A 25,347-nucleotide genomic window follows, 5' to 3' on the forward strand; every position below is an offset into this window, starting at 1 on the left:
CCTGTGATAATACTAGAAAAGATGAAAGAGCTTAAAGGAAAAAGAGCGCTGGCTCAGTCATGGTTTTTGGATCCAGAAAAAAGAAAAATAAGTTCAAATTATGATAATCGAGAAACGCCATTTACTCGATGTCTATCAGCTGAAACTTTCATTTCTTATTATCAACTAACATTCAAAAAAAAGCCTGCCTCTATTTTAGATATAGGATGTGGACAAGGGCAGATGCTTGAGTATTTATCTAAGCAATTACCTCTAGCTGATTTGACAGGAATTGATTCATCAGAGGAAGCCATACATTGTGCAAATCAATTGAATATAAAAGCTAATTTTATTTGTACAGATATCGAAAATTTTTCATCACATGCGAAAAGTTATGATGCGATTTTAATACATCTGTGTTTTGGGCTATTTGAAGATCCTGTAGCATTATTAGAACAGTTCCTTCCTTATTTATCAAATGAATCTATTATTTATATAGTTGATTTAAATCGAGATAGTATAGAAAGTGGAATGAGTTCAGTTCAGAACAAAGAAGAAGAACTGTATTTATATGATCAATATCACGCCTCATTGACATTATCTGAGTTCGAGCAGTTACTCACCTATATTACCCAACCTAGAAAAGATGTAAAGTATAAGATTGGTACTTCTATAATTGGAGGATTCAGCCCATTTAGTATGGAATTTTTATCGTTAATAGGAAATGAAAATTTACAGCACACCTTAAGGCAGGTTCCAGATGAATATAGCAGTTCAGCACAGAAGACACCTTTACTTTTACATGCATGGCTGATTAAACAGTCTGGATACATTCATTCCATATAAACATGATTCTTTCTCTATGTATAATATGAAGGTTATCCGTTTAGTCTCTGCCTGCTTTTCGGGGAGTTCAATATGAATGATTTTTAAATTGCGATTCCCTAAAAATGAGAACGCGTTTCTCTGAAGTGAAGGAGAATGGCAGTGTGATTAAAATTGAACTGCTTATTTCTTTAACGTTGAAGTACTTATCCATTAGGGGGTTTTGAGAAAGTGGAAAGTGAAGGCTGTTTACTGATACACTCTTTGCTTCTATATGAATAACCATAGTGTGTCATACAAAGTTTTTTGGAATTAGAGATGACTTAGTGTAGATGTTACTTTCTTTCATAGGGAGCTCTGTTGTTCGCTCATTGTATTCAGGTGCATTATTATCAGTCCGCTCTGTTCATAGTGGCTTTCCGTTTATATATAAAGGAAGAGAGAGGTATTAATGGTACTGAACATGCTGCATTAATCGATAAGCGAGTACCTATTATAAGGAGGAACTTCATTTGCATAAAAAAATTGGATATGGTATAGTTTTTATGGAAATGCTAACGATTACCGAGACAAGAGTGGGGAAACCCGCTCTTTTGTATTGAACAGGCAATTTTTGTCTCGACATTATTCATCCGTTTTCTGCTCCCCCTGCTCACATAAAGCAGGGTTTTTATGCAGAATGATTGATAAGAGCGTTTATCGAAAGCACAAGGAGGAAGAGAATGAGCAAAAAAGTAGTGGATGTCGTAAGCGAAATGGTGCAGCCAATTTTAGATGGCTTACAGCTTGAACTCGTTGATGTTGAATTTGTCAAAGAGGGTCAAAACTGGTTCCTTCGCGTGTTTATTGACTCTGATAAAGGTGTCGATATCGAAGAGTGTGCCAAAGTGAGCGAAGCCTTGAGCGAAAAGCTTGATGAGGCAGATCCGATTAGCCAAAACTACTTTCTTGAAGTGTCCTCTCCTGGAGCGGAGCGCCCATTAAAGAAAAAAGCTGATTTTGAAAAAGCACTTGGAAAAAATGTTTTCATGAAAACATATGAACCAATTGATGGTGAAAAAGCATTTGAAGGTGAGCTTACAAGCTTTGATGGTGAGATTGCAACAGTGACAGTGAAGATCAAGACAAGAAAGAAAGAGATCAATATTCCATACGAGAAAATAGCTAACGCAAGATTAGCAGTTTCGTTCAATTAACCTTTTCATTGATATAAGGGGGAACCATAAAAATGAGTAGTGAGTTGTTAGATGCCCTGACTGTTCTTGAGAAAGAGAAGGGTATTAGTAAAGAAATTATAATTGAAGCGATAGAAGCTGCACTCATTTCTGCATATAAGCGTAATTTTAATCAAGCACAAAATGTTCGTGTTGATTTAAACCGCGAAACGGGAACGATTCGTGTGTTCGCAAGAAAAGATGTTGTAGATGAAGTGTATGATTCTCGCCTTGAAATCTCTGTAGATGATGCAGCCAATATTAACCCGAATTACATGGTTGGTGACGTCGTTGAGATTGAAGTCACACCAAAAGACTTTGGACGTATTGCAGCTCAGACAGCGAAACAAGTTGTGACGCAGCGTGTGAGAGAAGCAGAGCGCGGTGTGATCTACACTGAGTTCATCGACCGCGAGGAAGACATTATGACGGGAATCGTTCAGCGGATTGACAGTAAATTTATTTACGTGTCACTTGGCAAAATTGAAGCCCTTCTTCCTGTCAATGAACAAATGCCAAATGAAGAATACAAACCGCATGACCGCATTAAAGTGTTCATTACAAAAGTAGAAAAAACAACAAAAGGACCACAAATTTATGTGTCTAGAACACATCCAGGTCTTTTAAAGCGTTTATTTGAAATTGAAGTGCCAGAAATTTATGATGGTACTGTAGAGCTTAAATCGGTTGCTAGAGAAGCTGGGGACCGTTCTAAAATATCTGTTCGTACAGATGATCCTGATGTTGATCCAGTTGGCTCCTGTGTTGGTCCAAAGGGCCAGCGTGTACAAGCAATTGTCAACGAGCTAAAAGGCGAAAAGATTGACATTGTTCATTGGTCTAATGACCCGGTTGAATTTGTTGCCAATGCGCTGAGTCCATCAAAAGTACTTGATGTCATTGTGAATGAAGAAGACAAGGCGACAACAGTTATTGTCCCTGATTATCAGCTGTCATTAGCGATTGGTAAAAGAGGTCAAAATGCCCGCCTTGCAGCGAAGCTGACCAGCTGGAAAATCGACATTAAAAGCGAAACAGATGCAAGGGAACTCGGTATTTTCCCAAGAACTGAAGACTCTGAATCTCTTTTCTTAGAGGCTGAACCAGTAGCTGAGGAATCTGACGAATAAGAGGTGATATTAAAGGTGAAAAGCCGAAAAAAAATCCCGCTTAGAAAATGCGTCGTGACGGGAGAAATGAAACCAAAGAAAGAACTGATCCGTGTTGTTCGTTCTAAAGAAGGAGAAGTGTCTGTTGACGCTACCGGAAAAATGAACGGACGCGGAGCTTACCTTTCTCTCGATAAAGAAACTATTCTTGCGGCAAAGAACAAACGCAGTTTACAGCAGCAATTTCAGACACAGATTGACGAACACATATTTGAAGAATTACTAGAACTAGCTGAAAAGGTGAAAAAACCTAATGAATGAATCTGAATGGTATCCTTTGCTTGGTCTAGCAAATCGAGCTCGTAAAGTCGTGTCAGGAGAAGATCTGGTGATCAAAGAAATTAGACATGCGCGTGCTAAGCTGGTTCTTCTTGCAGCAGATGCCTCATCTAACACAGAGAAAAAGGTATCTGACAAATGCAAATTTTATAATGTTCCGGTTAGAAAAGTTGAAGACCGTTCCGTTCTCGGACGTTCTATTGGGAAAGAAGCTCGCGTAGTTGTCGCTGTCACTGACCAAGGCTTCGCTAAGAAGCTCATAAGCTTGCTCGATTAATTTATTTGGGGGTGAACGAATGGCTAAAGTGAGAGTATATGAATACGCAAAAGCCATAGATGTTTCAAGTAAAGATATTATAGCAGCGCTTAAGGATATGAACGTGGAAGTGAACAACCACATGGCGACGCTTGAAGACGACACTGTGAAAAAGCTAGACGCTATCTATAAAAAAGCCAAAGCAAAAGAGACAGCTAACGAGAAACCCGCAGAACAAAAAAAACAATCATCTAACAAAAACAATGATAGAAAGAAGAATGACGTGCAGAATAATCAATTTAATAAAAACAAAAAAAACAACAACCAAAATAAAAACAAAAACAAACGCGGTGGAAATAACAAACCGCAGCATCAGCAAGCTAGACCTGTGAAGCCTAAAAAAGAGCTTCCTGAAAAAATTGAATTTACAAATTCAATGACTGTCGGCCAGCTGGCTGATGAGCTTGGAAAAGAATCAGCTGAAATCATTAAAAAGCTGATGATGCTTGGTGTCATGGCAACAATCAACCAAGAACTTGATAAAGATACAGTTGAATTAATCGCTTCTGAATATGGTGTTCCAGTTGAGGAAGTCATCATTTTAGAAGAAACTGAACTTGAAAAGTATGAAGTTGAAGATAAAGAAGAAGATATGCAAGTACGCCCTCCAGTTGTAACGATCATGGGACACGTTGACCACGGGAAAACAACTCTTCTTGACAGCATCCGTAAGACAAAAGTCGTCGAAGGCGAAGCAGGTGGAATCACGCAGCATATCGGTGCATACCAAATTGAAGAAAATGGCAAAAAAATTACGTTCCTTGATACACCTGGACACGCAGCATTTACAACGATGCGTGCACGTGGTGCCGAAGTAACGGATACGACAATTCTAGTCGTTGCAGCAGATGATGGTGTCATGCCGCAAACAATTGAAGCGATTAACCATGCGAAAGCGGCAGAAGTGCCAATCATTGTCGCTGTGAACAAAATTGACAAACCAACAGCGAACCCTGACCGTGTGATGCAGGAGTTAACTGAGCATGGTCTTGTACCAGAAGCTTGGGGCGGCGAAACGATTTTCGTTCCACTATCTGCGAAAACAGGTGAAGGCATTGATGAATTGATCGAAATGATCCTTCTTGTCAGTGAAGTAGCAGAACTGAAAGCCAACCCAAATCGTGCGGCAAAAGGGACTGTCATCGAGGCTGAGCTTGATAAAGGAAGAGGTTCTGTTGCAACCCTCCTTGTTCAAACAGGTACACTTCAAGTAGGTGACCCAATCGTTGTCGGAAATACATTTGGCCGTGTACGTGCAATGGTCAATGACATCGGCCGCCGCGTGAAAACAGCAGGACCATCTACACCTGTTGAAATCACTGGTTTAAACGATGTACCGAATGCAGGGGATCAGTTCCTCGTATTCAAAGATGAAAAAACAGCTCGTCAAGTCGGTGAGGCGCGTGCTTCTAAACAGCTGGACGAACAGCGTTCAGATAAAGCAAAATTATCTCTAGACGACCTATTTGAGCAAATCAAACAAGGTGACGTAAAAGATATCAACTTGATCGTGAAAGCAGACGTACAAGGCTCTGCTGAAGCATTAACAGCAGCTCTTCAAAAAATAGAAGTCGAAGGCGTAAAAGTGAAAATCATCCATACGGGTGTTGGAGCGATTACAGAATCAGACATCATTTTAGCAAGTGCTTCTAATGCCATCGTAATTGGCTTTAACGTACGTCCTGATGGAAATGCGAAAAGCACAGCTGAGACTGAGAACGTTGATATCCGCTTGCACCGCATTATTTATAAAGTCATCGATGAAATTGAAGCTGCGATGAAAGGAATGCTTGACCCTGAATATGAAGAAAAAGTCATCGGTCAAGTTGAAGTTCGTCAAACGTTCAAAGTATCTAAAATCGGTACAATTGCTGGCGGCTATGTAACTGAAGGAACGATTACAAGAGATAGCGGAATCCGCTTAATCCGTGACGGCGTCGTTATTTTTGAAGGCGAAGTTGACGTGTTAAAACGATTTAAAGATGATGTGAAAGAAGTTTCACAAGGCTATGAATGTGGTATTACCATTAAGAAATACAATGATATCCGTGAAGGTGATGTCATGGAATCATTCGTTATGCAAGAAATCGAAAGAAAATGATCGGTTATACCGAATGTGAGTGTATGATCTATGATGCATCCTCACTGAAGGAAAAACGTGCGGTTCTTCAGCGTATATTGACAAGAACGCGTCATAAATTCAATGTAACCATTGCTGAAATGGATTACCAGGATACATGGCAGCGTACATCAATTGGAATCGCCGTGATTTCCTCATCTCGGGTTCAAGTGGAAAAGGAGCTTCAGCGTGTATTAAGCTTTATCGATTCTTTTCCTGAAATTGAACGAACGATCACGAAAACTGAGTGGTTTTAATTAGAGGTGATAAGATCATGAGTATGAGAGCAACCCGTGTGGGTGAGCAAATGAAAAAAGAATTGGGCGACATCTTAGGCAGAAAGCTAAAAGATCCAAGAATCGGCTTTTTGACTGTAACCGATGTCGAAGTATCCGGTGATTTGCAAATTGCCAAAGTCTACATTTCTGTTCTTGGCGACGAGAAGAAAAGAGAGGAAACCTTAAAAGGCCTTGCAAAGGCTAAAGGGTATATCCGCTCTGAAATTGGCAATCGAATCAGACTTCGCAAAACACCAGAACTGCATTTTGAATTCGACGAATCCGTAGACTACGGAAACCGAATTGAAAGCCTGATTGCTGAGTTAAACACAAAAGATCACGAATAAGACGTTGAAATAAGGATAGGCGATGATCGTCTGTCCTTTTTCATCGTTTATGAAAGGAGAGAACGCAGATGATAAATGGTGTTCTTTTATTACATAAAGAAAGAGGCATGACCTCACACGACTGTGTGTTTAAAGTAAGAAAAATTTTACACACAAAAAAAGTCGGCCATACAGGCACCCTCGACCCAGAGGTTTCAGGTGTTCTGCCTATTTGTATCGGAAGAGCAACGAAGATTGTAGAATACTTAACAGATAAATCGAAAACATACGATGCAGAAATCACGATTGGCTTTTCTACAACAACAGAAGACCAAACAGGTGAGATCGTAGAAGAAAAAAAGGTGGAAAAACCGATCTCAGAAAAAGAAATTGATGCGGCGCTGAAGCAGTTTGAAGGAACCATTGAACAAATTCCTCCCATGTTTTCTGCTGTGAAAATTGGCGGGAAAAAGCTCTATGAGTATGCAAGAGAGGGCATTGAAATTGAGCGGCCAAGCCGAGAAATTACTATTCACCGTATCGAGCGGACTACACCTGTCACATATGAGGATGGCAGCGTGTCATTTAGGTTTACTGTTCTATGCTCAAAGGGAACGTATGTGAGGACCTTAGCGGTTGATATCGGGAAGAAACTAGGATTTCCAGCCCACATGTCACATCTTATTCGTACGGGGTCTGGTGATTTTACACTTGATGAATGTATTACGCTGGATGAGCTGCGAGATATAAGCGAGGAAGGAACTGTAGATGAGCACCTTGTCCCGATCGAGCGCACGCTCAATCATTTGCCGAAATGGGAGATAAATGATACATTAGCAAGTAAAGTGGAAAACGGTGCAGTCCTGCCAATGCCTGATGAATTTGCTCATTTCGCAGAGGCGGATCGTGTCGCTGTATTTGCTCCTTCAGGTCGTTGTCTGGCAATATATATGAAGCACCCGACCAAACAGAACCTGATGAAGCCGGCGAAGATCTTATCTCAGGACAAGCAATCTTAAAGAAAAGGTGACATCTCGTGAAGACTATACATATTTCACACCCACATACATTGAATCAAAAAGATCAAGTCCCGTCTGTCATGGCTTTAGGGTACTTTGACGGTGTTCACCTCGGGCATCAAAAAGTCATTGACGAAGCGAAAAGCATTGCGAAAAAAGAAGGATTGGCCTTAGCAGTCATGACCTTTCATCCGCATCCATCACATGTTTTGCAAAAGGCACGGGAACCAAAAGACTTAATTACACCGCTTGAGGATAAAATTGATTTTATCGAACAGCTGGGCGCTGACTATTTATACATCGTACAATTCAGCGAGAGCTTTGCAGCTCTATCTCCTCAAGAGTTTGTGGATCAATATTTGGATGAATTGAATGTGAAGCACGCAGTAGCGGGGTTTGATTTTACGTTTGGCCGTTTTGGTGCAGGCACAATGGAAACGTTCGATGAATACGGAAAAAGCCGTATCAATGCAACCATCGTACCTAAGCTGTCCAATCAAGACCGAAAAGTCAGTTCCACTCTCATCCGTTCCGCATTAAAAAATGGGGATGTTGAATATGTGAGCGAGCTTTTAGGAAAACCTTATCAGCTTCGCGGCATTGTCATCCATGGAGACAAACGCGGACGGACGATCGGATTTCCGACAGCTAATGTCGGCTTATCTGCTGAATACATTATTCCGCCAACAGGGGTATATGCAGTAAGAGCAGAAGTAAAAGGTAAAGTATATGACGGCGTTTGTAATGTCGGCTATAAACCAACATTTTATGAAAAACGTCCTGATCAGCCTGCCATTGAAGTAAACCTTTTTGATTTTAACGAAGAAATATATGGCCAGCCGATTAAATTACAATGGTTCAAGCGCATTCGCAGTGAACGAAAATTTAACGGAATCCAGGAGCTGACGGCTCAAATCAGTCAAGATAAAGAAGAAGCGATTCAGTTTTTTCAAGATCAGCTCAAGCAAACAAAAAAATCTTAGAAAAACTGCTCTACCATTTGCAAATTCAGCATATTTTTAGTATGATTATTCCTGTAGCTTTAAAACCACTTACTTGGCAGGCCGACTTCACCGACGGTTGCGAGGTAGATGGGGCTAACATGATTTGGAGGTGAAACAGGATGGCTATTACTCAAGAGCGTAAAACGCAATTAATTAATGAGTTCAAAACACACGAATCTGATACTGGATCTCCAGAAGTTCAGATCGCTGTCCTAACAGAATCAATTAACAACTTGAACGAGCATTTACGTACTCATAAGAAAGATCACCACTCACGTCGCGGTCTTTTGAAAATGGTAGGTAGACGTCGTAATCTTCTTACGTATCTACGTAATAAAGACGTAACTCGTTACCGTGAGTTAATTAACAAACTAGGCTTACGTCGATAATCGTAAAAAGCGGGAGGATTCCCGCTTTTTTATCGTATAATCACTAATATTTTATGGTTAAAATGTTGAAAGAATGGCAAAAACCCTTCTACATACAGCTTTCACATTGATATGTGAAAATCATTTTGTTCATAATAAGAACTAACTAAAACTTTACGATAAGAGAGGAGTTTATCTCAGAATGGGACAAGAGAAACATGTCTTCACCATAGACTGGGCTGGACGTCAACTGACAGTTGAAACTGGCCAGCTTGCAAAGCAAGCAAACGGAGCGGTCCTCGTACGCTACGGAGATACGGCTGTGCTTAGCTCAGCAACAGCTTCTAAAGAACCAAAACCACTTGATTTCTTCCCGCTCACTGTGAACTACGAAGAAAGACTATACGCAGTAGGTAAAATTCCTGGCGGCTTCATTAAAAGAGAAGGCCGTCCAAGTGAAAAGGCGATCCTTGCCAGCCGCTTAATTGACAGACCAATTCGTCCGCTGTTTGCAGATGGATTTAGAAACGAAGTACAAGTCATTAGTATCGTCATGAGTGTGGATCAAGATTGCTCATCTGAAATGGCTGCAATGTTTGGCTCATCTTTAGCTTTATGTGTGTCTGACATTCCATTTGAGGGACCAATCGCCGGCGTTACAGTAGGACGAGTGGATGGAAAGCTGATCATTAACCCGAATGTGGAGCAGCTTGAACAAAGTGACATCAATCTTGTGGTTGCCGGAACAAAAGATGCGATCAACATGGTAGAAGCTGGTGCTGATGAAGTACCGGAAGAAACAATGCTTGAAGCGATCATGTACGGTCACCAAGAGATCAAACGCTTAATCGAATTCCAAGAAGAAATTGTGAAGGCAGTCGGTAAGGAAAAAATCGATATTCCTTTATATGAAGTAGATCAAACGTTAGCAGACGAAGTAAAAGCACTTGCTGAAGCTGACCTGCTGAAAGCGATTCAAGTACATGAGAAGCATGCGCGTGAGGATGCAATCAGTGCTGTGAAAAAAGCTGTAGTTGAGAAGTTTGAAGCAGAAGAACGTGACGAAGCAACGATTAAACAAGCGAAAGATGTATTAAACAAGCTTGTCAAAAACGAAGTTCGCCGTCTGATTACTGAAGAGAAAGTACGTCCAGATGGACGCGGCGTAGATCAAATCCGTCCACTTTCTTCAGAAGTAGGACTTCTGCCAAGAACGCACGGTTCAGGCCTATTTACAAGAGGACAAACACAGGCGCTCAGTATTTGTACATTAGGTGCACTTGGTGATGTGCAAATTCTTGATGGTTTAGGTGTTGAAGAATCAAAACGCTTCATGCACCATTACAACTTCCCGCAATTCAGTGTTGGCGAGACAGGTCCAATGCGTGGTCCAGGCCGTCGTGAGATCGGACATGGTGCACTAGGTGAACGTGCACTAGAACCAGTCATTCCATCCGAAAAAGATTTCCCTTATACGGTTCGCCTCGTTTCAGAGGTATTAGAATCTAACGGATCTACTTCACAAGCAAGTATTTGCGCAAGCACACTTGCGATGATGGATGCCGGTGTTCCAATTAAAGCACCAGTTGCAGGGATTGCAATGGGACTTGTGAAATCTGGTGAATACTACACAGTGCTGACAGACATTCAAGGAATGGAAGATGCACTTGGAGATATGGACTTTAAAGTTGCAGGTACATCAAAAGGTGTAACAGCCCTTCAAATGGACATCAAAATCGATGGTCTATCAAAAGACATCTTAGAAGAGGCTCTTCAACAAGCGAAAAAAGGAAGAATGGAAATTTTAGACAGTATGCTGTCGACAATTCCTGCTTCTAGAGGAGAATTGTCTCGTTATGCACCTAAAATCTTAACGATGACAATCAATCCGGATAAAATTCGCGATGTCATTGGACCAAGCGGTAAACAAATCAATAAAATCATTGAAGATACCGGTGTGAAAATCGATATTGAACAAGATGGTACAATCTTTATTTCTTCTACAGAAGAAGATATGAACCAAAAAGCGAAGAAAATCATTGAAGATCTTGTGAGAGAAGTTGAAGTAGGACAGCTTTACCTAGGTAAAGTCAAACGCATTGAAAAATTCGGTGCCTTCCTTGAAATCTTCAGTGGAAAAGATGGACTTGTTCATATTTCTGAGCTTGCGCTTGAGCGTGTTGGCAAAGTAGAAGATGTCGTGAAACTTGGCGATGAATTACTTGTCAAAGTCACTGAAATCGATAAACAAGGCCGTGTGAACCTTTCTCGAAAAGCTGTTTTACGTGAAGAAAAGGAAAAAGAAGAAAAGCAGTCTTAATGAGATCAAATAAAATGTGTTAGAAGCCAGGTATCCGTGCCAGGCTTCTTTCTTTTCTTGCGCTAACAATAGTTCTAGCTTGTTTCTCGCCATCATAATTTGTGATATAGGGGAGGGACAACCATTGAAAAAAACGTTACCATTCATTGTGTTTGTATTTTTACTGCTCGTGTCATATCAAACGATGAAGCAGCCGGCTGCTGTTACATATATTGAATCAATGAAAGAGCATGCCGAAGTTGCATCTGTTTCAAAAGATATTTTATTTCAGGAAATTGAATCGAAGTCTTCTGACTATGAAGTAAAGGCGCAAAATGCTAAGATTGATAAAGTGTGGAAAAAGATGCCTGGCTTAAATGGACAGACAGTTGATATCGATGCCTCTTATGAAAAAATGAAGAAACAGGGGTCATTCGATGAAAAGTTGCTTGTTTTTAATGAAACAAAACCATCTATTCATTTACATGAGCTTGGTGCAGAGCCCATTTATAAAGGGCATCCAGATAAAAAAATGAATGCATTCCTCATCAACGTAGCTTGGGGTGACGAGCATTTAATCAACATGTTAAAGACGCTGGATAAGCATCAAGTCAAGGCGACCTTTTTCTTAGAAGGCAAATGGGTGAAAAAAAGCACAGAGCTTGCTAAAAAAATCGCGGCAGATGGTCATGAAATTGGAAATCATTCATACAATCACCCAGATATGCGCACACTGACAAGAGAACGAGCATTAGAGCAGATAACGAAAACAAATCGCCAAATTGAAGAATCCCTTGGGAAGAAACCAAAATGGTTTGCGCCTCCAAGCGGCAGCTTTAAAGAAGAAACAGTCAAGCTTGCCAAACAAGAAGGCATGGAAACCATTATGTGGACAGTAGACACCATCGACTGGCAAAAACCATCCCCGGCTATTTTACAAAAGCGGGTGCTTGGGAAAATTCACAATGGGGCGATGATATTAATGCATCCAACAGATGCAACAGCGAAAAGTCTTGACGCACTTATCACTCAAATTAAAGAAAGAGGATATGAATTAGGGACGGTTTCTGACCTCCTAAGTGAAAAAAGACATCCGTGATGCGATCTGTTTGTTGAATAGGAGGAGCAAAACTTGGTCAAAACGTATACATGCCAAAACGGAGTAAGAATTGTACTCGAAAACAATCCCACTGTAAGGTCTGTCGCAATTGGCGTCTGGATTGGAACAGGCTCTAGACATGAGACACCTGAAATTAATGGAATCTCACACTTTTTAGAGCATATGTTCTTTAAAGGAACAAAGACAAGATCTGCACGTGATATCGCAGAATCCTTTGACCGCATTGGTGGTCAGGTGAATGCCTTTACATCAAAAGAATACACTTGCTACTATGCGAAGGTGCTTGATTCACATGCTGGCTACGCCCTCGATGTATTAAGCGACATGTTCTTTCACTCAGCTTTTGATGAAGAAGAGCTGAAAAAAGAAAAAAATGTGGTGTACGAAGAAATTAAAATGTATGAGGATACTCCTGATGACATCGTTCATGATTTATTAAGCAAAGCCATTTATGGTGATCATTCATTAGGATATCCAATTTTAGGAACAGAGGAAACACTCTCAACCTTTAACGGAGACTCGCTTAGAAAATACATGGATGAATTCTATACCCCGGACCGCGTCGTGATCTCAGTTGCAGGGAACGTAGATGAGACCTTTATTCGCGAGGTTGAAAAGCTGTTCGGTTCTTATGAAGGAAAAGGGAAAAAGCAGCCTGTAGAAGCTCCAGCATTTCATTATGGCAAGCTCACACGCAAAAAGGAAACGGAACAAGCGCACCTATGCCTGGGCTTTAATGGCCTTCCAGCTGGAGATAAGGGCATCTATGACTTAATCGTCTTAAATAATGTTCTTGGCGGAAGCATGAGCAGCCGATTATTCCAAGATGTAAGAGAGGACAAAGGACTTGCTTATTCCGTCTTCAGCTATCACAGTTCATTTGCAGATAATGGAATGCTGACGATTTATGGCGGAACTGGAGCGAAACAGCTAAACCTGCTCTCTGAGACCATCTTACAAACATTAGACGTCTTAAAACGTGAGGGAATCACGCAGAAAGAACTAGAGAACTCTAAGGAGCAAATGAAAGGCAACCTTATGCTCAGCCTTGAAAGCACAAACAGCAAAATGAGCCGAAACGGTAAAAATGAACTGCTCCTTGGCAAACATCGGACACTCGATGAAATTATTGATGAAATCAACAGCGTCACATTAGACGGCGTGAATAACTTATCTAAACGCATTTTTACAGAAGATTATGCGCTCTCGCTTATTAGTCCGACGGGTGATGTACCTTCTGCTTAAACAAAAAAGGCATGTCTTTTAAAGAGATGCCTTTTTTTGATACAAAAAAGATTAATCAGCTAACTTGTTTTGCAGCTGATGAACAATTTTATTGATTGTTGAAAAGTGCTCTGTCAGTAATTCCTCATCTGCAAATTGAATATCAAAAACCTCTTCTAATTCCAAAATGAGTGAAACTGCTTTAATCGAATCGAGACCGTGATTTGTTAATTCCTCATCTGCACCAATAGAAACCTTGCTGCTATCATCCAAAGAACGCAGAACCAAATCTTTTACTTGACTTGAAAGTGAAAGGACATCTGTCGTTTCATTCATCTGCAACGCTCCCTTTTACAAATTTTCTATCATTTACATAAATTAACTATATTAGAATGGAAAAACATTGTAAAGCAGTTTCGACATAAATAGGAATTGTTGATCATTCTATTCAAATGAAATATTTGGTAGAGTGAGAAGAAAAGAGACTGGAAGGATGAATCAATCCATGAATAAAACAGACCTTATGCAGCACATTCCCTTATTAAAAGAAGCGGTCAGCATAGACCACATTGATAAAGGATATTCTCGGGATGAAAAATGGGTCATGACTACGGTGTCAGGTGAAAAATATGTCCTTCGATTCACAGATCAAGACCAGTATGACAAAATAAAGATGCAGTTTGAGCTGCTTTCCGAATTAAGACGTCATGGTGTTCAGTGTGCTGATCCAGTGAATATCGGTGTTCTAGAAGCAAAACAGCAAGTGTACTATATTTTATCGTTTATAGAAGGCCAGGAAGCAAAAGAAATCATGAGTCAGTTAACTGAAGAACAGCAGTATGCTATCGGGGTAAGTGCAGGTCAGGATTTACGAAATATGCATAAATATCCGGCACCTTCACACATCGAACCTTGGGAAGATCGTGTCATTAAAAAGCATCATCGATATTTAACTGCTTACCGGAAAAGCGGTTTCTCCCTTAAAGGGGATGAAAAAGTAGCTCAGTTTATAGCAAAGCACATAGATATAGTGAAAGGCAGACCTAATCAATTTCAGCACGATGATTTTCATTTAGGGAACATTATTGTCAACAATCATAAATATGCAGGTGTTATTGATTTTAACAATTTTGACTGGGGAGATCCCATTCACGATTTTTATAAAGTAGCTCTTTTCAGCAGAGAAACAAGTGAAGCTTTTTCAGCTGGTCAAATCAATGGATATTTTGATGGGAACATTCCAGATGATTTTTGGCTGCTTTACTCTGTTTATGTCGCAATGAGTATCTTTTCATCGATTATGTGGGTTATTAAATTCGATCCGGGTCAAATGGATGAGATGATTGAAAGACTAGAAAATGTGCTAAAAGAACATGATTATTTTAATCAAATAGAGCCTCAGTGGTATGCGCGTATCACTAGATAACAGTGAAATATAGGACGATTGGGCAGTGATGGAAGTCACTGCCTTTTTTGTTATAATAATGCAAATTACACATTGTCATGACTAAAAACATTTTATATAATCCAAACAAGGATCGAAAAAGATGTAAAAAAATTCCGTTTTTTGTTGAAAAAGAGCAAAAGGCTGGTGGTGGATTGAAACAAATCGACAAGGATTCAAAGCAGTTATGGCGTGTTTATTTATGGACACTTTCATTCTTAAAGCCTTATACAGGTAAAGTGATTCTAGTTATTATGAGTGGTTTCGTTATTACCTTGAGCGAGCTCATCATACCTAAATTTATTCAATATTTTATTGAGACCATTTTGCCAGCAAAAGACTTTTCAAAAATGAATGGTTTATTGTTAGGACTGACTGGCTTAATTGTACTCGGTATTATACTGACAGCCGCACGAAATTTATGGCAAAGAAAATTAATTGAACAAGCCTCAAGAGATTCACAATTTGCTGCCTTCCAGCAAATCCGTCAACTTGGTTTCTCATACTACGAACAACATTCTGTTAGTGAAACACTCTCCTTTGTTAACACACAGACACGAGCTGTACAAGAAATTTACAGACGATACTTCCCACAATTTATCAATCAGATATTATTTATCGCCATCTCACTTTACTTTATGATAAACATTTCTATTTTTCTCACACTAATCATCATTCCAAGTTTTATTCTCTACTATGTCTTTGGGCCATGGCTTGAAAAAAAGGCCACGATCTACGGTAGACAAAGTGCAGAAGGTTTTCGCACGCTGCAAACAAAATTATACGAAAGTCTTGCTTCGATGGAAGAGCTTAGAATTTTAGGCTATATGAAATGGGATATGGAACGAATTCAAAAACTCCATGAAAAAGTGCGCCAAGATCATGAGAAAAATGTTTTTTTCGCCTATTTACGAGGAAGCAACCGCAGGCTGACTTATTATATTGGCGCTCTTGCCACTTTTGGTATTGGTATCCACCTTGTAAAGACTGGACAGCTAACGACAGGTGGTTTTGTGGCATATATATTATATTATTTTTCAGCGATGCATATGCTTACTTCCATTGTCACACTTTTAACAGAACAACGAATATTAACATTTCAAATTGAACCTTTATATCATTTTATGAAAAAAACACCTGATATTAGAGAGCCTCAGCAGCCGGTGTACCTTGATCATGTAGAAGGCGATATCGTGTTTCATGACGTCAGTTTTCATTATCCAAATCATCCTCCTTTATTAAAAGAGATGAATCTACATATTCGGAAGGGTGAAAAAGTAGCGCTTGTCGGTACAAGCGGCGGAGGGAAAACATCGCTTCTTAAGTTAATTGGACGCTTTTATGATCCCTCATCCGGGATGATTACAATGAATGGAGTTGATTTGCGCCGTTTACCTACTAGTCAAATAAGAGGTGCGATGGGATTTGTTTTTCAAGAAACGTTCTTATTTAATATGAGTGTAAAGGACAATATTCGTTTTGGAGATACAAGTCTTTCAGATCAACAGATCATTGAAGCCGCAAAAAAAGCAGACTGTGATTCATTTATAAGAGAGTTAGAAAATGGATACGATACCATACTCGGGGAAAGGGGATTAAAACTTTCCGGAGGGCAAAAGCAAAAAATAGCGATTGCCAGGCTATTTGCTAAAAATCCAAGAGTTGTATTACTCGACGAAGCCACAGCATCTCTTGACAATGTCAGTGAGCAAAAAGTCCAGCATGCATTACACCAAACATTTAAGGAATATACTGTCATTGCAGTTGCGCATCGTTTATCAACGGTCAGCCATTTTGACAGAATTATTTTTATAAAAGATGGTTGTGTGTTAGAGACTGGACCATTTCATGAATTGATGAGGAAAAAAGGGCATTTTTATCAATTGGCGTCTGACCGCTCAGAAAAGGAGGCAGGTGTAACATGAGAAAAAATTGGCTGTTTCTTTTGATCACAAGGCAAAAATGGATGCTCATCCTTGCTCTTTTACTCGTTTTGATTGAAGCAGCAGCTAATTTAGCCATGATAGGACTGCAAAAGTGGCTCATTGATGATGTTCTTTTGAATAGTGGTATCAGTCAACATTTCTCCCAGATCTTGATGCTGTTTGCCATTATATTTCTTGTATATGTTGTGATGTTTGTTGCCAGCCCATATGTGATGCATAAAAACTATCTGACCATCCATCATTCATTGCAGAAAATGATGTTAGATCAGCTTCAGCAAGTATCCATGAGATCATATAAAACTCACCCAGTTAGTTTTTATTTACACAAACTTAATCAAGATGTAAAGACAGTTGCTGTTACGGCTGCTTTACATATACCGAAAATTGTACAAACGATTTTTATGGCCATTGTTTTATCTATCATTTTGCTATCTGTGAGTTCTGTCTTATTTTTCTTGCTTCTCTTTGCAAGCGCTTGTTATTTTATTGTCGGTAAAAAAATGGCGAAAACGGCAACAAACATAGCAAAAGATGTGCAGGAGAGAAGATCAGACCTATTCGTGCATGTAGAAGAAGGCATTTCTTCTACAAGGGAAGTTGTCGCATTCGATCGACGCAAGTGGGAAATCGGTTTGTATGAAAAGCTGTTTAACAAAATGATGGATCGTGTCATGAAGGAAGGTAAGTTTCAAAACAAGCTTCTTTTTTTAACAGAGCCATTGAAATGGTTTGGGATACTATCAGTTCTAGTGTTTGGCACATATCAAGTAGCAGCAGGAAACATGTCCATCGGTTTATTTGTCGTCATTTACCAATATGCATCTCAATTAATGAAGAGTTATCAAGAGTTATTCCAGTATGTATTTGAATTTTTCCAGCAGCGTGCATCTGTTCACCGAATCGCAGAAGTGCTGCAAATGGAAAACGAAGAAAAAGGAACAAAACGAATAGATGCTGTAGAAGACGTGGTGTTTGAAGATGTTTGCTTTTCTTATGAACAAACATCTAAAGGCGCTTTAGACGGCTTGAATCTTCATATTCCAAAGGGAAGGAAAGTGGCGATTGTTGGAGCGAGCGGCAGCGGGAAATCAACGATTTCAAAGCTTACACTTGGACTTTACCGGCCAGACAGCGGGGGAATTTTAGTGAATGGGGTTGATCTATCAGAGATCAATCCATCTCATTTATTAAAGCGAATAGCCGTTGTCCCGCAAGAGCCCTATTTTTTCCCAGACACGATACGCCTGAATTTAATCATGGGATTACATGATGTGACCGAAGAACAACTTGAACAGGCGTGTGAAGTTGCACAAATTCTTTCCTTCATCAAAGGGCTTGAAAAAGGTTTTGACACAGTCATTGGAGAGAGGGGAATTTCCTTATCAGGAGGACAAAGACAGCGTTTAGCTATCGCCAGAGCGCTTTTAAAACAGGCTGATTTACTTATATTAGATGAGGCGACCTCCGCGCTAGATCGGCAGACAGAAAGGAAGGTTCAAAAAGGGATAGACGATGCCAAAGGAGGCGGTACCTTGCTTGTGATTGCACACAGGTTATCGACCATACAAAATGCAGATTTAATCTATGTACTTGAAGGCGGTGCTGTTCAAAGCTGCGGTACTCATGAGGAGCTGATGGAAGCCTCCTCGCATTACCGCTCTTTATTTATGGCCCAGGTAATTACAGCGTCTTAGTCAGTTTGTTTTTAACTAAAGTGAAGAGTCGTTCTAAGGTGCGGAAGTGGTCAGGGTGTAATTCTTCGTCTTCAAAGGCAATATGAAAGGTGTCTTCTAATGAAATAACAAAAGAGACGATTTGGACAGAATTTAATCCTAAAGCTTTTAAACTATCATCTCGGCTTGGCTGCTCATTGAGAGACAACTTATTCATGACAAGCTGTACAATTTTTTCTTCAACTTCAGTTATTGTCAGTTCATTCATGTCGCGGCTCCTTTCTAAGAGATTGATATATGTTACATTTTGGTTGATTAAGGAAAAAAATGCAATTGTTTTTATAAATCTATCATAAGGGGTGGCATTCATTGTCATATGTAAGCTATCAAAAAAATGATGTTCGTGTCGTATTAGGTGCAGATGAATCAGTTCAGAATTTAGTGATAAGTAAAGTGCATCCATATATTGACTGCAGCAAAATAACAGAAAAACATGAAGGTGACGTTTGGACGATTCTAACCAGTAAATATGCACAAGAAATACAAAAAGAAATACCTCTTGAAGAAGTCTTTTACCAAACGAAGATGGAGCCCCGCTGCCGCTACCTGTATGACGGAGAGAAAAAAATCATTGTGATAGATGAACCAAAAGATGTCAGATGGACAGCCCAGCATGCGCTTCGGTTAATAAGAGTTTTGCTTCGCCTTTTGTGTTATCAGCATGGACTCATCTATTTGCATGGGGGCATGATGGAGATGAATCAAAAGGGAATTGCCCTAGTGGGCGGATCAAGGGCAGGGAAAACGTCCACCATCTTATCCTTATTATCATTAACCGATGCTCGATATATCACAAACGATGATATAGGTGTTTCATATACGAACACCGAGTACACAGGAACTGGCTGGCCGAGATCTATGAGTATTCGGAAAGATTCGTTTGAAGCCATTGAAAAGCTAGGTACCCCATACAGACTCCAAACATCGAGTCATCCATTTAACGAGGATGATAAAAGCTATCATTTTGTATATCCAGAGGAGCTAGAAAAATGGTTTTCACGTGAAGTCAAAACAAAGGGAAAAATCGATGTGATTGTGTTTCCTGAATATTTACCTCACGGGCAAACTGGGGCAGAACTTTCGAAAATGACTCCGCAGGAAGCAGCGGAACGTTTGAAGCAGCATGCAGTCATTAATCCAGGAAGACATAATGAATTCTTATTACCATATTTCACATTGCCAACACCCGAAGAGCTAGAACCATTCCTTAACGCACTAGCGGAAAAGGTGCCTTGTTACTCATTAAAGCAGGCATTTACTTCTTTAGAGAGAGGCACTGCTCTCATTCAAGAGCTTCTTGAACAAACCGACATTGTCGTGTAAGACTTTTTGGAGGTGAATTATGGTTGAGCAGGAGTACAAATATTTGTTGTCACAAACAGATTTTCAGCACATATATGACATGTTCATTCAATATCATACACCTACTTATGTTCTTAATTTCAATTACTATTACGACACACCAGATTTTTTATTAAAACGATTTGGTTATACCGTACGTATCCGTCAAATCAGCGGCAAACTAACACTTGAAATCAAATGCCCCAGTCAAACGTCTGGCTATAAAAGAGTAAGAGAAGAAACGTCATTACCTATTGAGGAGTTACCGCAAAAACTAGATGTACAGAACATCATGACGTCTTTACCAATTACAATCACTCAACAGCCAGAATTGTTAGGGCTATTGGTCACTGAGCGAACAACCTTTTACATTGAGAAAGGCATTAAAATCGATTTGGATCAAAGCAGCTATCTTGGCATAACAGATTATGAACTGGAAATTGAATATGACAGTGAAAAAGCATATGAGGCAGATCAATTGTTTCATACATTAACTGATGATTTGGACATGCCAGCCAATCGAAAAGGAAAGCGCTCTCGATTTATCACTAGATTTCAATCGTTTTACGGGAAGGAGTAGTCAAACATGCAGGCTGTTTTGGATCAATCCACTCTCTCAAATGAGCAGAGGCTGTTATTACTTAGCTCACGTATTCAATTAAATGAACAAGAAGAAGAGTCTATTAGAGCTCTATTGAAAGATGGCATCGATATGCCTAAATTAATTGGACTGGCATCAAGACATAAGGTGCTTCAGCTGATGACGCCTCATTTAATTCGCCTTGATGATGAAAAAAACATTACGACGACATACAAATTTTTGCTTCACTATCACTATATAGGGAATCGTCAAAAAAATGTGGAGAGACTCAAGGAATTCAAACGTCTTTTACAAACATTCCGAAATGCAAAGCTAAAAGCGGTCCCCCTTAAAGGCGCCATTTTAACCCCGCTTGTGTACAAAGATTATGGACTGCGAATGATGTCAGACCTTGATTTCTTAATTCATCCAGATGACCGGAAGAATGCCTCTTCATTGCTCAAGAAGGAAGGGTTTATCATCGGGAAATATGACTGGGCTGCCGATCAGGAAATACCGATTGAAAGAGAAGAAGAAATGATGTGGAGAATAAATGCCGGGAATCTTTATTCACATATTAAACGAAGCGGAGAAGATTTTTTGAAGGTACACCGGGTCGATTTCTCTTATGATGTTGAGCTGAAAAAAAACTACGAAGCAACAAATGCCTTGCTGGATGCTGCTGAAGAAAAGCCCTTTTTTCAAACAGATGTCTATTTGCTTCAGCCGTTAGATTTTCTTATCCATCTTGCCTTCCATCTATATAAGGAGGCAACAAACGTACAGTATGTCTACTTACATGCAGATCTTAATTTGATTAAGTTTTGTGATGTAAGGGAGTACGTCATGTTTGCTGAAGAGCATAATCAGCTTGATTGGCATGCTTTGCAAGAAAGAGCGAAGGAATTAGGGGCCGAGAAAGCACTTTTTTACACGTTTACGTTTTTAGATTTACTGTACCAAACGAACTATATTGACGAATTGAAGCAGCTAGACATGAGTGACCAATCATTCTTAGAAGCCTATGGAGAGAATGATTTCGGTTCTTCGAAAATATGGAAAAAATCCTTTATTGAACGTTTTTTCAACTTGGATAATCGCAATGAGCTTGAAGAGGAACCAGCCATACAGCTATTTCCTGAAAGGCAATAGCAAATTGAAGGGGAGGATTCTATATGGATATAAAAGCGTTTTTTGAAAAGCCGAAGACCGATTTTCCTTATGAAAAATCATTTGTGTTTGCAGGTATTCATTTTCATATTCTATCTATGGAATTGCTGGCGATTGAAGATATTGAACATTATATCCCAAAAGAATTGGATCGCCGCGAGGGGGATATCCCATCACAGATTGAAATACGGTTTATCATTGATCAGGAGCTTGAACAGTCTATTCGCAGTGCTAGCTTTCAAAAGGGTGAAACCATTACTGCAAAAAGGAAGTTTACTTACAAACGATTAACATTAGACGATCAAGTATTATTTGCCTCACATGAAGGTGACGAACCGCACAGTGTGGCGGTCAATAACGGGCGTTATGCTGTGATTGGAAAAAACAATAATGAGTCTGCGATACGCTGTCCACTGCGAATTGTTCGAGAGATTGCCCTTAGAACATTAGAAAATCAAGGCGGATGCTTTACGCATGCAGCAGCTGTCTCTTTTGAAGATGGCCAAAAAGGAGCGCTCATTATCGGCGATAAAGGTGCCGGGAAGTCAACCACTATGTGGCAGTTTTTGCATCATGGAGGAGCAGATTTTATCACAAACGATCGTTCCATTTCAGTGCTTGAAGATCAGGAACTTATTGTGTATGGATGGCCGATGTGCTTGGCGCTTGGAGTAGGAACTGTCCAAGCCACCACAAATATACAGGAACTGAAAAACAAAAAATTCAGCCGGTCTCAAGATAAAAGAATATGGGATGAAACCATATCAACAGAGGAAGAGGCAAGAGAAAAATGGGCCAGCGGCTGTAAGTTTGAAATTACACCAAAAGAAGCTGCTGAAATGACAGGAACAACGATTAGAAGCTCTACGAAAGTAGATATGGTAATTTTTCCTTCACTTAAAATAGGTTCGGGTGAGATTAGGCTTGTGCCGATAAAAAAAGATGATCAAAGAGCAAAAGAAATTATGGCAGCAAATATAAGAGAACCAGAAGATCCCGACTATTTAAAAGGCTGGCTCGGACTTCGACAAGTGTCAGATACCTTTCTGGAGCAAAAGGCATCTGAGCTTATCCATCACTTGTTTAACATGCCATGCTTTTATTTAGAGGGTGATCCGCGTTATCTGCAAGAAGCAATTCCAGATCTGTTAAACAAAAAAGTCAGTTCGATTTAAAGAGACGATTGTCTAAACATTCGTTTGAGCCGGTCTTCACGTTTTTTCATTTGCTTGTGATCTGCTGGCAGCAAAATTTGAAAGAGCATTTCGGCAATTGGCCGTGCGAGCCTTTCGTCAGAGTTCATTAGAATGCACACACCTAATTTTGTCTTGGGAATGAATCCAATATAGGAGGTGAACCCTTTAATTTCTCCGCTATGTTCAGCTAAGGTGCATCCGTTAAAAGGTCTCAAAAACCATGAAAGACCGGCACCTCTGCTGAAATCTTCTTCAACCATAACGGGGCTTTGCATTTCTTTTAGCGAATGCTGTTGAAGCACGCTGTTTGCACCGTATTGAGCTTGAATGAATTGAATCAGATCTTCTGCTGTGGAGATTAGTCCGCTTGAACCGTCCTCCCAAGATGGTGTTTCAGCACTTGGATAGGATACGCCGGACAGGCCTGAGGAAGAAACTGTATACCCTTTGGCTGTGGATGCTGTTTCAATAAATCCAGTTTGCTTCAAGTCGAGCGGTTTTAGTATGTGGGTATGCACTAATTCTCTATATGGCTGATGACTCACTTTTTCTAGCACTTTACTTAATATAGAGTAGCCAAGACTGGAATAATTGATGATAGACCAAGGCGGTGTGAAAATAGTGAGTATTTCAATACACTGAGCTAGCGTCATATCTCGTAAATGAACGGCTTTGTCGAGTGCTTTGGGCAGGCCTGAGATATGAGAGGCAATCATTCGGAAAGTGAGTGGAATTGGTTCAGACAAGTGACTTTTTATGAAAGAAAGTAGTGGTTCGTAAGTATGAATGGGTTCATCGAGTTGAATGAATCCTTCCTCTCGCAATTTCATCATAACCATTGCAGTAAAAGGCTTAGTCACAGAACCAATTCGAAAGGTTGTGTCTTTTGTAACAGGGGTGCCGCTTTCAATATCAGCGAGGCCTTCATGCCACGACCAAATGTGCTCATCTTCATGAGAAATACAAATGGAACAGCCGGGAATTTGATGTTGTTCCAATAATTCCCTAATATTAGTGGTTGTATCTTGCAGACGCTGCAGGATCGATTCATTGATCAAAATAGACACCTCTTTCATACAGAATATATATATATTACCAAATGTTTCATGTTGTTTTAAGATGAACGATCAATATTTTTATATTTTAAAAGAGAGCGGGCGATAGATGATGAAAACAATTCAAAAAACCATTCTTGATATTTTAAAAGGTGATGGCCAAGATATAGAACAAATTCCATATGAGCTTGTGGAACGTAAAGGTGTAGGACATCCAGATACGATGTGTGATGCTATAGCAGAAAGAGCTTCTCAATATTATTCTCAATATTGCATGGAGCATTTTGGCAGAGTGGCACACCACTGGTTTGACAAAGTCATGCTTCTTGGCGGAGATGCTGATGTCACGTATGGGAAAGGGACAATGGTCAAACCGTATCAAGTTGTGTTTGCAGGAAAAGGGGCATACGCATACGGCGATGAGCCCATTCCTCTTAAAAAGATTCTTTTCGATGCGGCAAAGGATGTGTTATCAGAGGTGACAACAGGATTTGATCCTGAAGAACATCTCGTCATCGACTGCCGAATCGTTGATCATCAGGGGGCAGGCCGCAAAAACTCACGATATCGTCCGATGGTTGAAACGGACATGATTGAAATCGGTGATCCAAAGCTTGTGTCAAACGACTGTAACTTACTGCATGCTCATGCGCCATTAAGCCGTCTTGAGAAGCTGGTTCTTTATACAGAGCGTTATGTGAATGGTCCAGAATTTAAAAAGGTCAATCCAGATACCGGCTGGGATGTAAAAATATTTGGAAGCAGACGTCATGAAGATTTCAAACTCATTGTGAACATGCCATTTCTAGCTAAAGATATTCATAGTCTTGAGGAATATTTTGCCCGCAAAAAAGAATGCCAAGATCAAATTGCTCGCTATATTCATGAAACGTTAGGCCTCACGCCTGATCTCATGCTGAACGCAACAGATCGCAATGGCCGTCCGTACTTAACAGCGCTAGGTTCTGTAGCAGATACCGGCGATGTAGGAGTTGTTGGAAGAGGAAATAGATTAAATGGCCTGATCACCCCAATGCGGTCTATGAGTATTGAAGCGCCGGCTGGGAAAAACCCGCTTGATCATACAGGAAAATTATATGGGGTGCTCGCACAACGGCTGGCAGATCAAATTTTTGAGACGATTCAAAAGCCAACAGAAGTGCATATCTTTACTTCAAAAGAGGCACCGCTCCACAATCCTGATGAAATTTCCGTTCGTATTCAGCAGTGGGATGGAAATGAAGTGGATAGAAAAAGAATTGAAGACCTCGTCATGAATGCGGTTCATTCAATGGGCGATGTGACAACAGATTTAATTTTTAAAGGCGTGACAATGTGGTAAA

At 40.0% G+C, this 25,347-nt stretch carries 25 protein-coding genes; 22 read left to right on the top strand and 3 right to left on the bottom strand.

Annotated elements, in window-relative coordinates:
• Positions 1-3 precede the first annotated feature (3 nt).
• The 14 genes from MHB66_RS08010 to MHB66_RS08075 all read left to right on the top strand — a co-directional run bounded on the left by MHB66_RS08010 (position 4) and on the right by MHB66_RS08075 (position 13,560).
• Positions 4-825 (top strand): class I SAM-dependent methyltransferase, encoded by an 822-nt coding sequence (locus tag MHB66_RS08010; RefSeq protein ID WP_131631251.1) that lies wholly within the window; start codon positions 4-6, stop codon positions 823-825.
• A 701-nt stretch (positions 826-1,526) separates the two neighbouring features.
• The gene (gene rimP / locus MHB66_RS08015; protein WP_003211398.1) at positions 1,527-2,000 is read left to right on the top strand and encodes a ribosome maturation factor RimP; all 474 of its coding nucleotides are present in this window, start codon (positions 1,527-1,529) and stop codon (positions 1,998-2,000) included.
• 32 nt (positions 2,001-2,032) lie between these two features.
• On the top strand, positions 2,033-3,148 hold the full coding sequence (gene nusA, locus MHB66_RS08020; RefSeq protein WP_024424140.1) for a transcription termination factor NusA: 1,116 nt from the start codon (positions 2,033-2,035) through the stop codon (positions 3,146-3,148).
• Positions 3,149-3,163: 15 nt separating this feature from the next.
• The gene (locus MHB66_RS08025; protein ID WP_024424139.1) at positions 3,164-3,448 is read left to right on the top strand and encodes a YlxR family protein; all 285 of its coding nucleotides are present in this window, start codon (positions 3,164-3,166) and stop codon (positions 3,446-3,448) included.
• Positions 3,441-3,743, top strand: a complete 303-nt coding sequence (locus MHB66_RS08030) for a YlxQ family RNA-binding protein (protein WP_024424138.1) — start codon at positions 3,441-3,443, stop codon at positions 3,741-3,743. Before MHB66_RS08025 ends, MHB66_RS08030 begins: the two co-directional genes overlap by 8 nt.
• Positions 3,744-3,762: 19 nt before the next feature.
• Entirely contained in the window at positions 3,763-5,883 is a 2,121-nt protein-coding gene (gene infB, locus MHB66_RS08035; RefSeq protein WP_034281840.1) for a translation initiation factor IF-2, read from the top strand.
• On the top strand, positions 5,880-6,158 hold the full coding sequence (locus MHB66_RS08040; RefSeq protein WP_024424137.1) for a DUF503 domain-containing protein: 279 nt from the start codon (positions 5,880-5,882) through the stop codon (positions 6,156-6,158). The genes infB and MHB66_RS08040 overlap by 4 nt, the downstream gene beginning before the upstream one ends.
• A 17-nt stretch (positions 6,159-6,175) precedes the next feature.
• A complete protein-coding gene (gene rbfA, locus MHB66_RS08045; RefSeq protein ID WP_007499525.1) occupies positions 6,176-6,526 on the top strand; it encodes a 30S ribosome-binding factor RbfA in 351 nt (116 codons plus the stop codon).
• A 68-nt stretch (positions 6,527-6,594) separates the two neighbouring features.
• Positions 6,595-7,524 (top strand): tRNA pseudouridine(55) synthase TruB, encoded by a 930-nt coding sequence (truB, locus tag MHB66_RS08050; RefSeq protein WP_041117418.1) that lies wholly within the window; start codon positions 6,595-6,597, stop codon positions 7,522-7,524.
• A gap of 17 nt (positions 7,525-7,541) precedes the next feature.
• Positions 7,542-8,507 carry a bifunctional riboflavin kinase/FAD synthetase gene (gene ribF, locus MHB66_RS08055; RefSeq protein WP_046310974.1) on the top strand — a complete coding sequence of 322 codons (966 nt, stop codon included), beginning with the start codon at positions 7,542-7,544 and terminating at the stop codon, positions 8,505-8,507.
• Between the two features lie 140 nt (positions 8,508-8,647).
• Positions 8,648-8,917 (top strand): 30S ribosomal protein S15, encoded by a 270-nt coding sequence (gene rpsO, locus MHB66_RS08060; RefSeq protein WP_008354438.1) that lies wholly within the window; start codon positions 8,648-8,650, stop codon positions 8,915-8,917.
• A 181-nt stretch (positions 8,918-9,098) separates the two neighbouring features.
• Complete coding sequence (pnp, locus tag MHB66_RS08065; protein WP_024424134.1) at positions 9,099-11,216, top strand: polyribonucleotide nucleotidyltransferase; 2,118 nt, start codon at positions 9,099-9,101, stop codon at positions 11,214-11,216.
• A 124-nt stretch (positions 11,217-11,340) separates the two neighbouring features.
• Entirely contained in the window at positions 11,341-12,294 is a 954-nt protein-coding gene (locus MHB66_RS08070; RefSeq protein WP_041117421.1) for a polysaccharide deacetylase family protein, read from the top strand.
• Positions 12,295-12,327: 33 nt separating this feature from the next.
• Positions 12,328-13,560 carry a pitrilysin family protein gene (locus MHB66_RS08075; RefSeq protein ID WP_034281847.1) on the top strand — a complete coding sequence of 411 codons (1,233 nt, stop codon included), beginning with the start codon at positions 12,328-12,330 and terminating at the stop codon, positions 13,558-13,560.
• 51 nt (positions 13,561-13,611) lie between these two features.
• Here the strand turns inward: MHB66_RS08075 and MHB66_RS08080 are convergent, their stop codons facing one another.
• Positions 13,612-13,875, bottom strand: a complete 264-nt coding sequence (locus MHB66_RS08080; RefSeq protein WP_051627339.1) for an acyl carrier protein — start codon at positions 13,873-13,875, stop codon at positions 13,612-13,614.
• A 169-nt stretch (positions 13,876-14,044) separates the two neighbouring features.
• Here MHB66_RS08080 and MHB66_RS08085 point away from each other — a divergent pair, with 169 nt between their 5' ends.
• The 3 genes from MHB66_RS08085 (at position 14,045) to MHB66_RS08095 (ending at position 18,623) form a co-directional block, all read left to right on the top strand.
• Positions 14,045-14,965 (top strand): aminoglycoside phosphotransferase family protein, encoded by a 921-nt coding sequence (locus MHB66_RS08085; protein ID WP_046312232.1) that lies wholly within the window; start codon positions 14,045-14,047, stop codon positions 14,963-14,965.
• A 173-nt stretch (positions 14,966-15,138) separates the two neighbouring features.
• Positions 15,139-16,908, top strand: a complete 1,770-nt coding sequence (locus tag MHB66_RS08090) for an ABC transporter ATP-binding protein (protein ID WP_046312234.1) — start codon at positions 15,139-15,141, stop codon at positions 16,906-16,908.
• Positions 16,905-18,623 carry an ABC transporter ATP-binding protein gene (locus MHB66_RS08095; protein ID WP_034281850.1) on the top strand — a complete coding sequence of 573 codons (1,719 nt, stop codon included), beginning with the start codon at positions 16,905-16,907 and terminating at the stop codon, positions 18,621-18,623. Before MHB66_RS08090 ends, MHB66_RS08095 begins: the two co-directional genes overlap by 4 nt.
• Here the strand turns inward: MHB66_RS08095 and MHB66_RS08100 are convergent.
• On the bottom strand, positions 18,610-18,870 hold the full coding sequence (locus MHB66_RS08100) for an acyl carrier protein (RefSeq protein ID WP_034281852.1): 261 nt from the start codon (positions 18,868-18,870) through the stop codon (positions 18,610-18,612). The two genes, MHB66_RS08095 and MHB66_RS08100, sit on opposite strands and share 14 nt — an antisense overlap.
• A 101-nt stretch (positions 18,871-18,971) precedes the next feature.
• Here MHB66_RS08100 and MHB66_RS08105 point away from each other — a divergent pair, with 101 nt between their 5' ends.
• From MHB66_RS08105 to MHB66_RS08120, 4 genes are read left to right on the top strand one after another with little or no spacing between them, the layout of a single operon-like run.
• Positions 18,972-19,985: a hypothetical protein gene (locus MHB66_RS08105; protein ID WP_046310978.1), complete on the top strand. Its 1,014-nt coding sequence runs from the start codon at positions 18,972-18,974 to the stop codon at positions 19,983-19,985.
• Between the two features lie 19 nt (positions 19,986-20,004).
• Positions 20,005-20,583: a CYTH domain-containing protein gene (locus tag MHB66_RS08110; RefSeq protein WP_034281854.1), complete on the top strand. Its 579-nt coding sequence runs from the start codon at positions 20,005-20,007 to the stop codon at positions 20,581-20,583.
• A gap of 6 nt (positions 20,584-20,589) precedes the next feature.
• A complete protein-coding gene (locus tag MHB66_RS08115) occupies positions 20,590-21,735 on the top strand; it encodes a nucleotidyltransferase family protein (RefSeq protein ID WP_342490577.1) in 1,146 nt (381 codons plus the stop codon).
• Between the two features lie 23 nt (positions 21,736-21,758).
• Complete coding sequence (locus MHB66_RS08120; RefSeq protein WP_046310983.1) at positions 21,759-22,928, top strand: hypothetical protein; 1,170 nt, start codon at positions 21,759-21,761, stop codon at positions 22,926-22,928.
• Here the strand turns inward: MHB66_RS08120 and MHB66_RS08125 are convergent.
• Positions 22,925-24,007: a serine hydrolase domain-containing protein gene (locus MHB66_RS08125; RefSeq protein WP_034281858.1), complete on the bottom strand. Its 1,083-nt coding sequence runs from the start codon at positions 24,005-24,007 to the stop codon at positions 22,925-22,927. The genes MHB66_RS08120 and MHB66_RS08125 overlap by 4 nt on opposite strands.
• A gap of 109 nt (positions 24,008-24,116) precedes the next feature.
• Here MHB66_RS08125 and MHB66_RS08130 point away from each other — a divergent pair, with 109 nt between their 5' ends.
• Complete coding sequence (locus tag MHB66_RS08130) at positions 24,117-25,346, top strand: methionine adenosyltransferase (RefSeq protein ID WP_046312236.1); 1,230 nt, start codon at positions 24,117-24,119, stop codon at positions 25,344-25,346.
• The last annotated feature ends 1 nt before the right edge of the window (position 25,347 follow it).

It is taken from the genome of Bacillus sp. FSL L8-0167, from assembly GCF_038630295.1.
In the GTDB taxonomy this organism is placed as follows: domain Bacteria; phylum Bacillota; class Bacilli; order Bacillales; family Bacillaceae; genus Bacillus; species Bacillus safensis.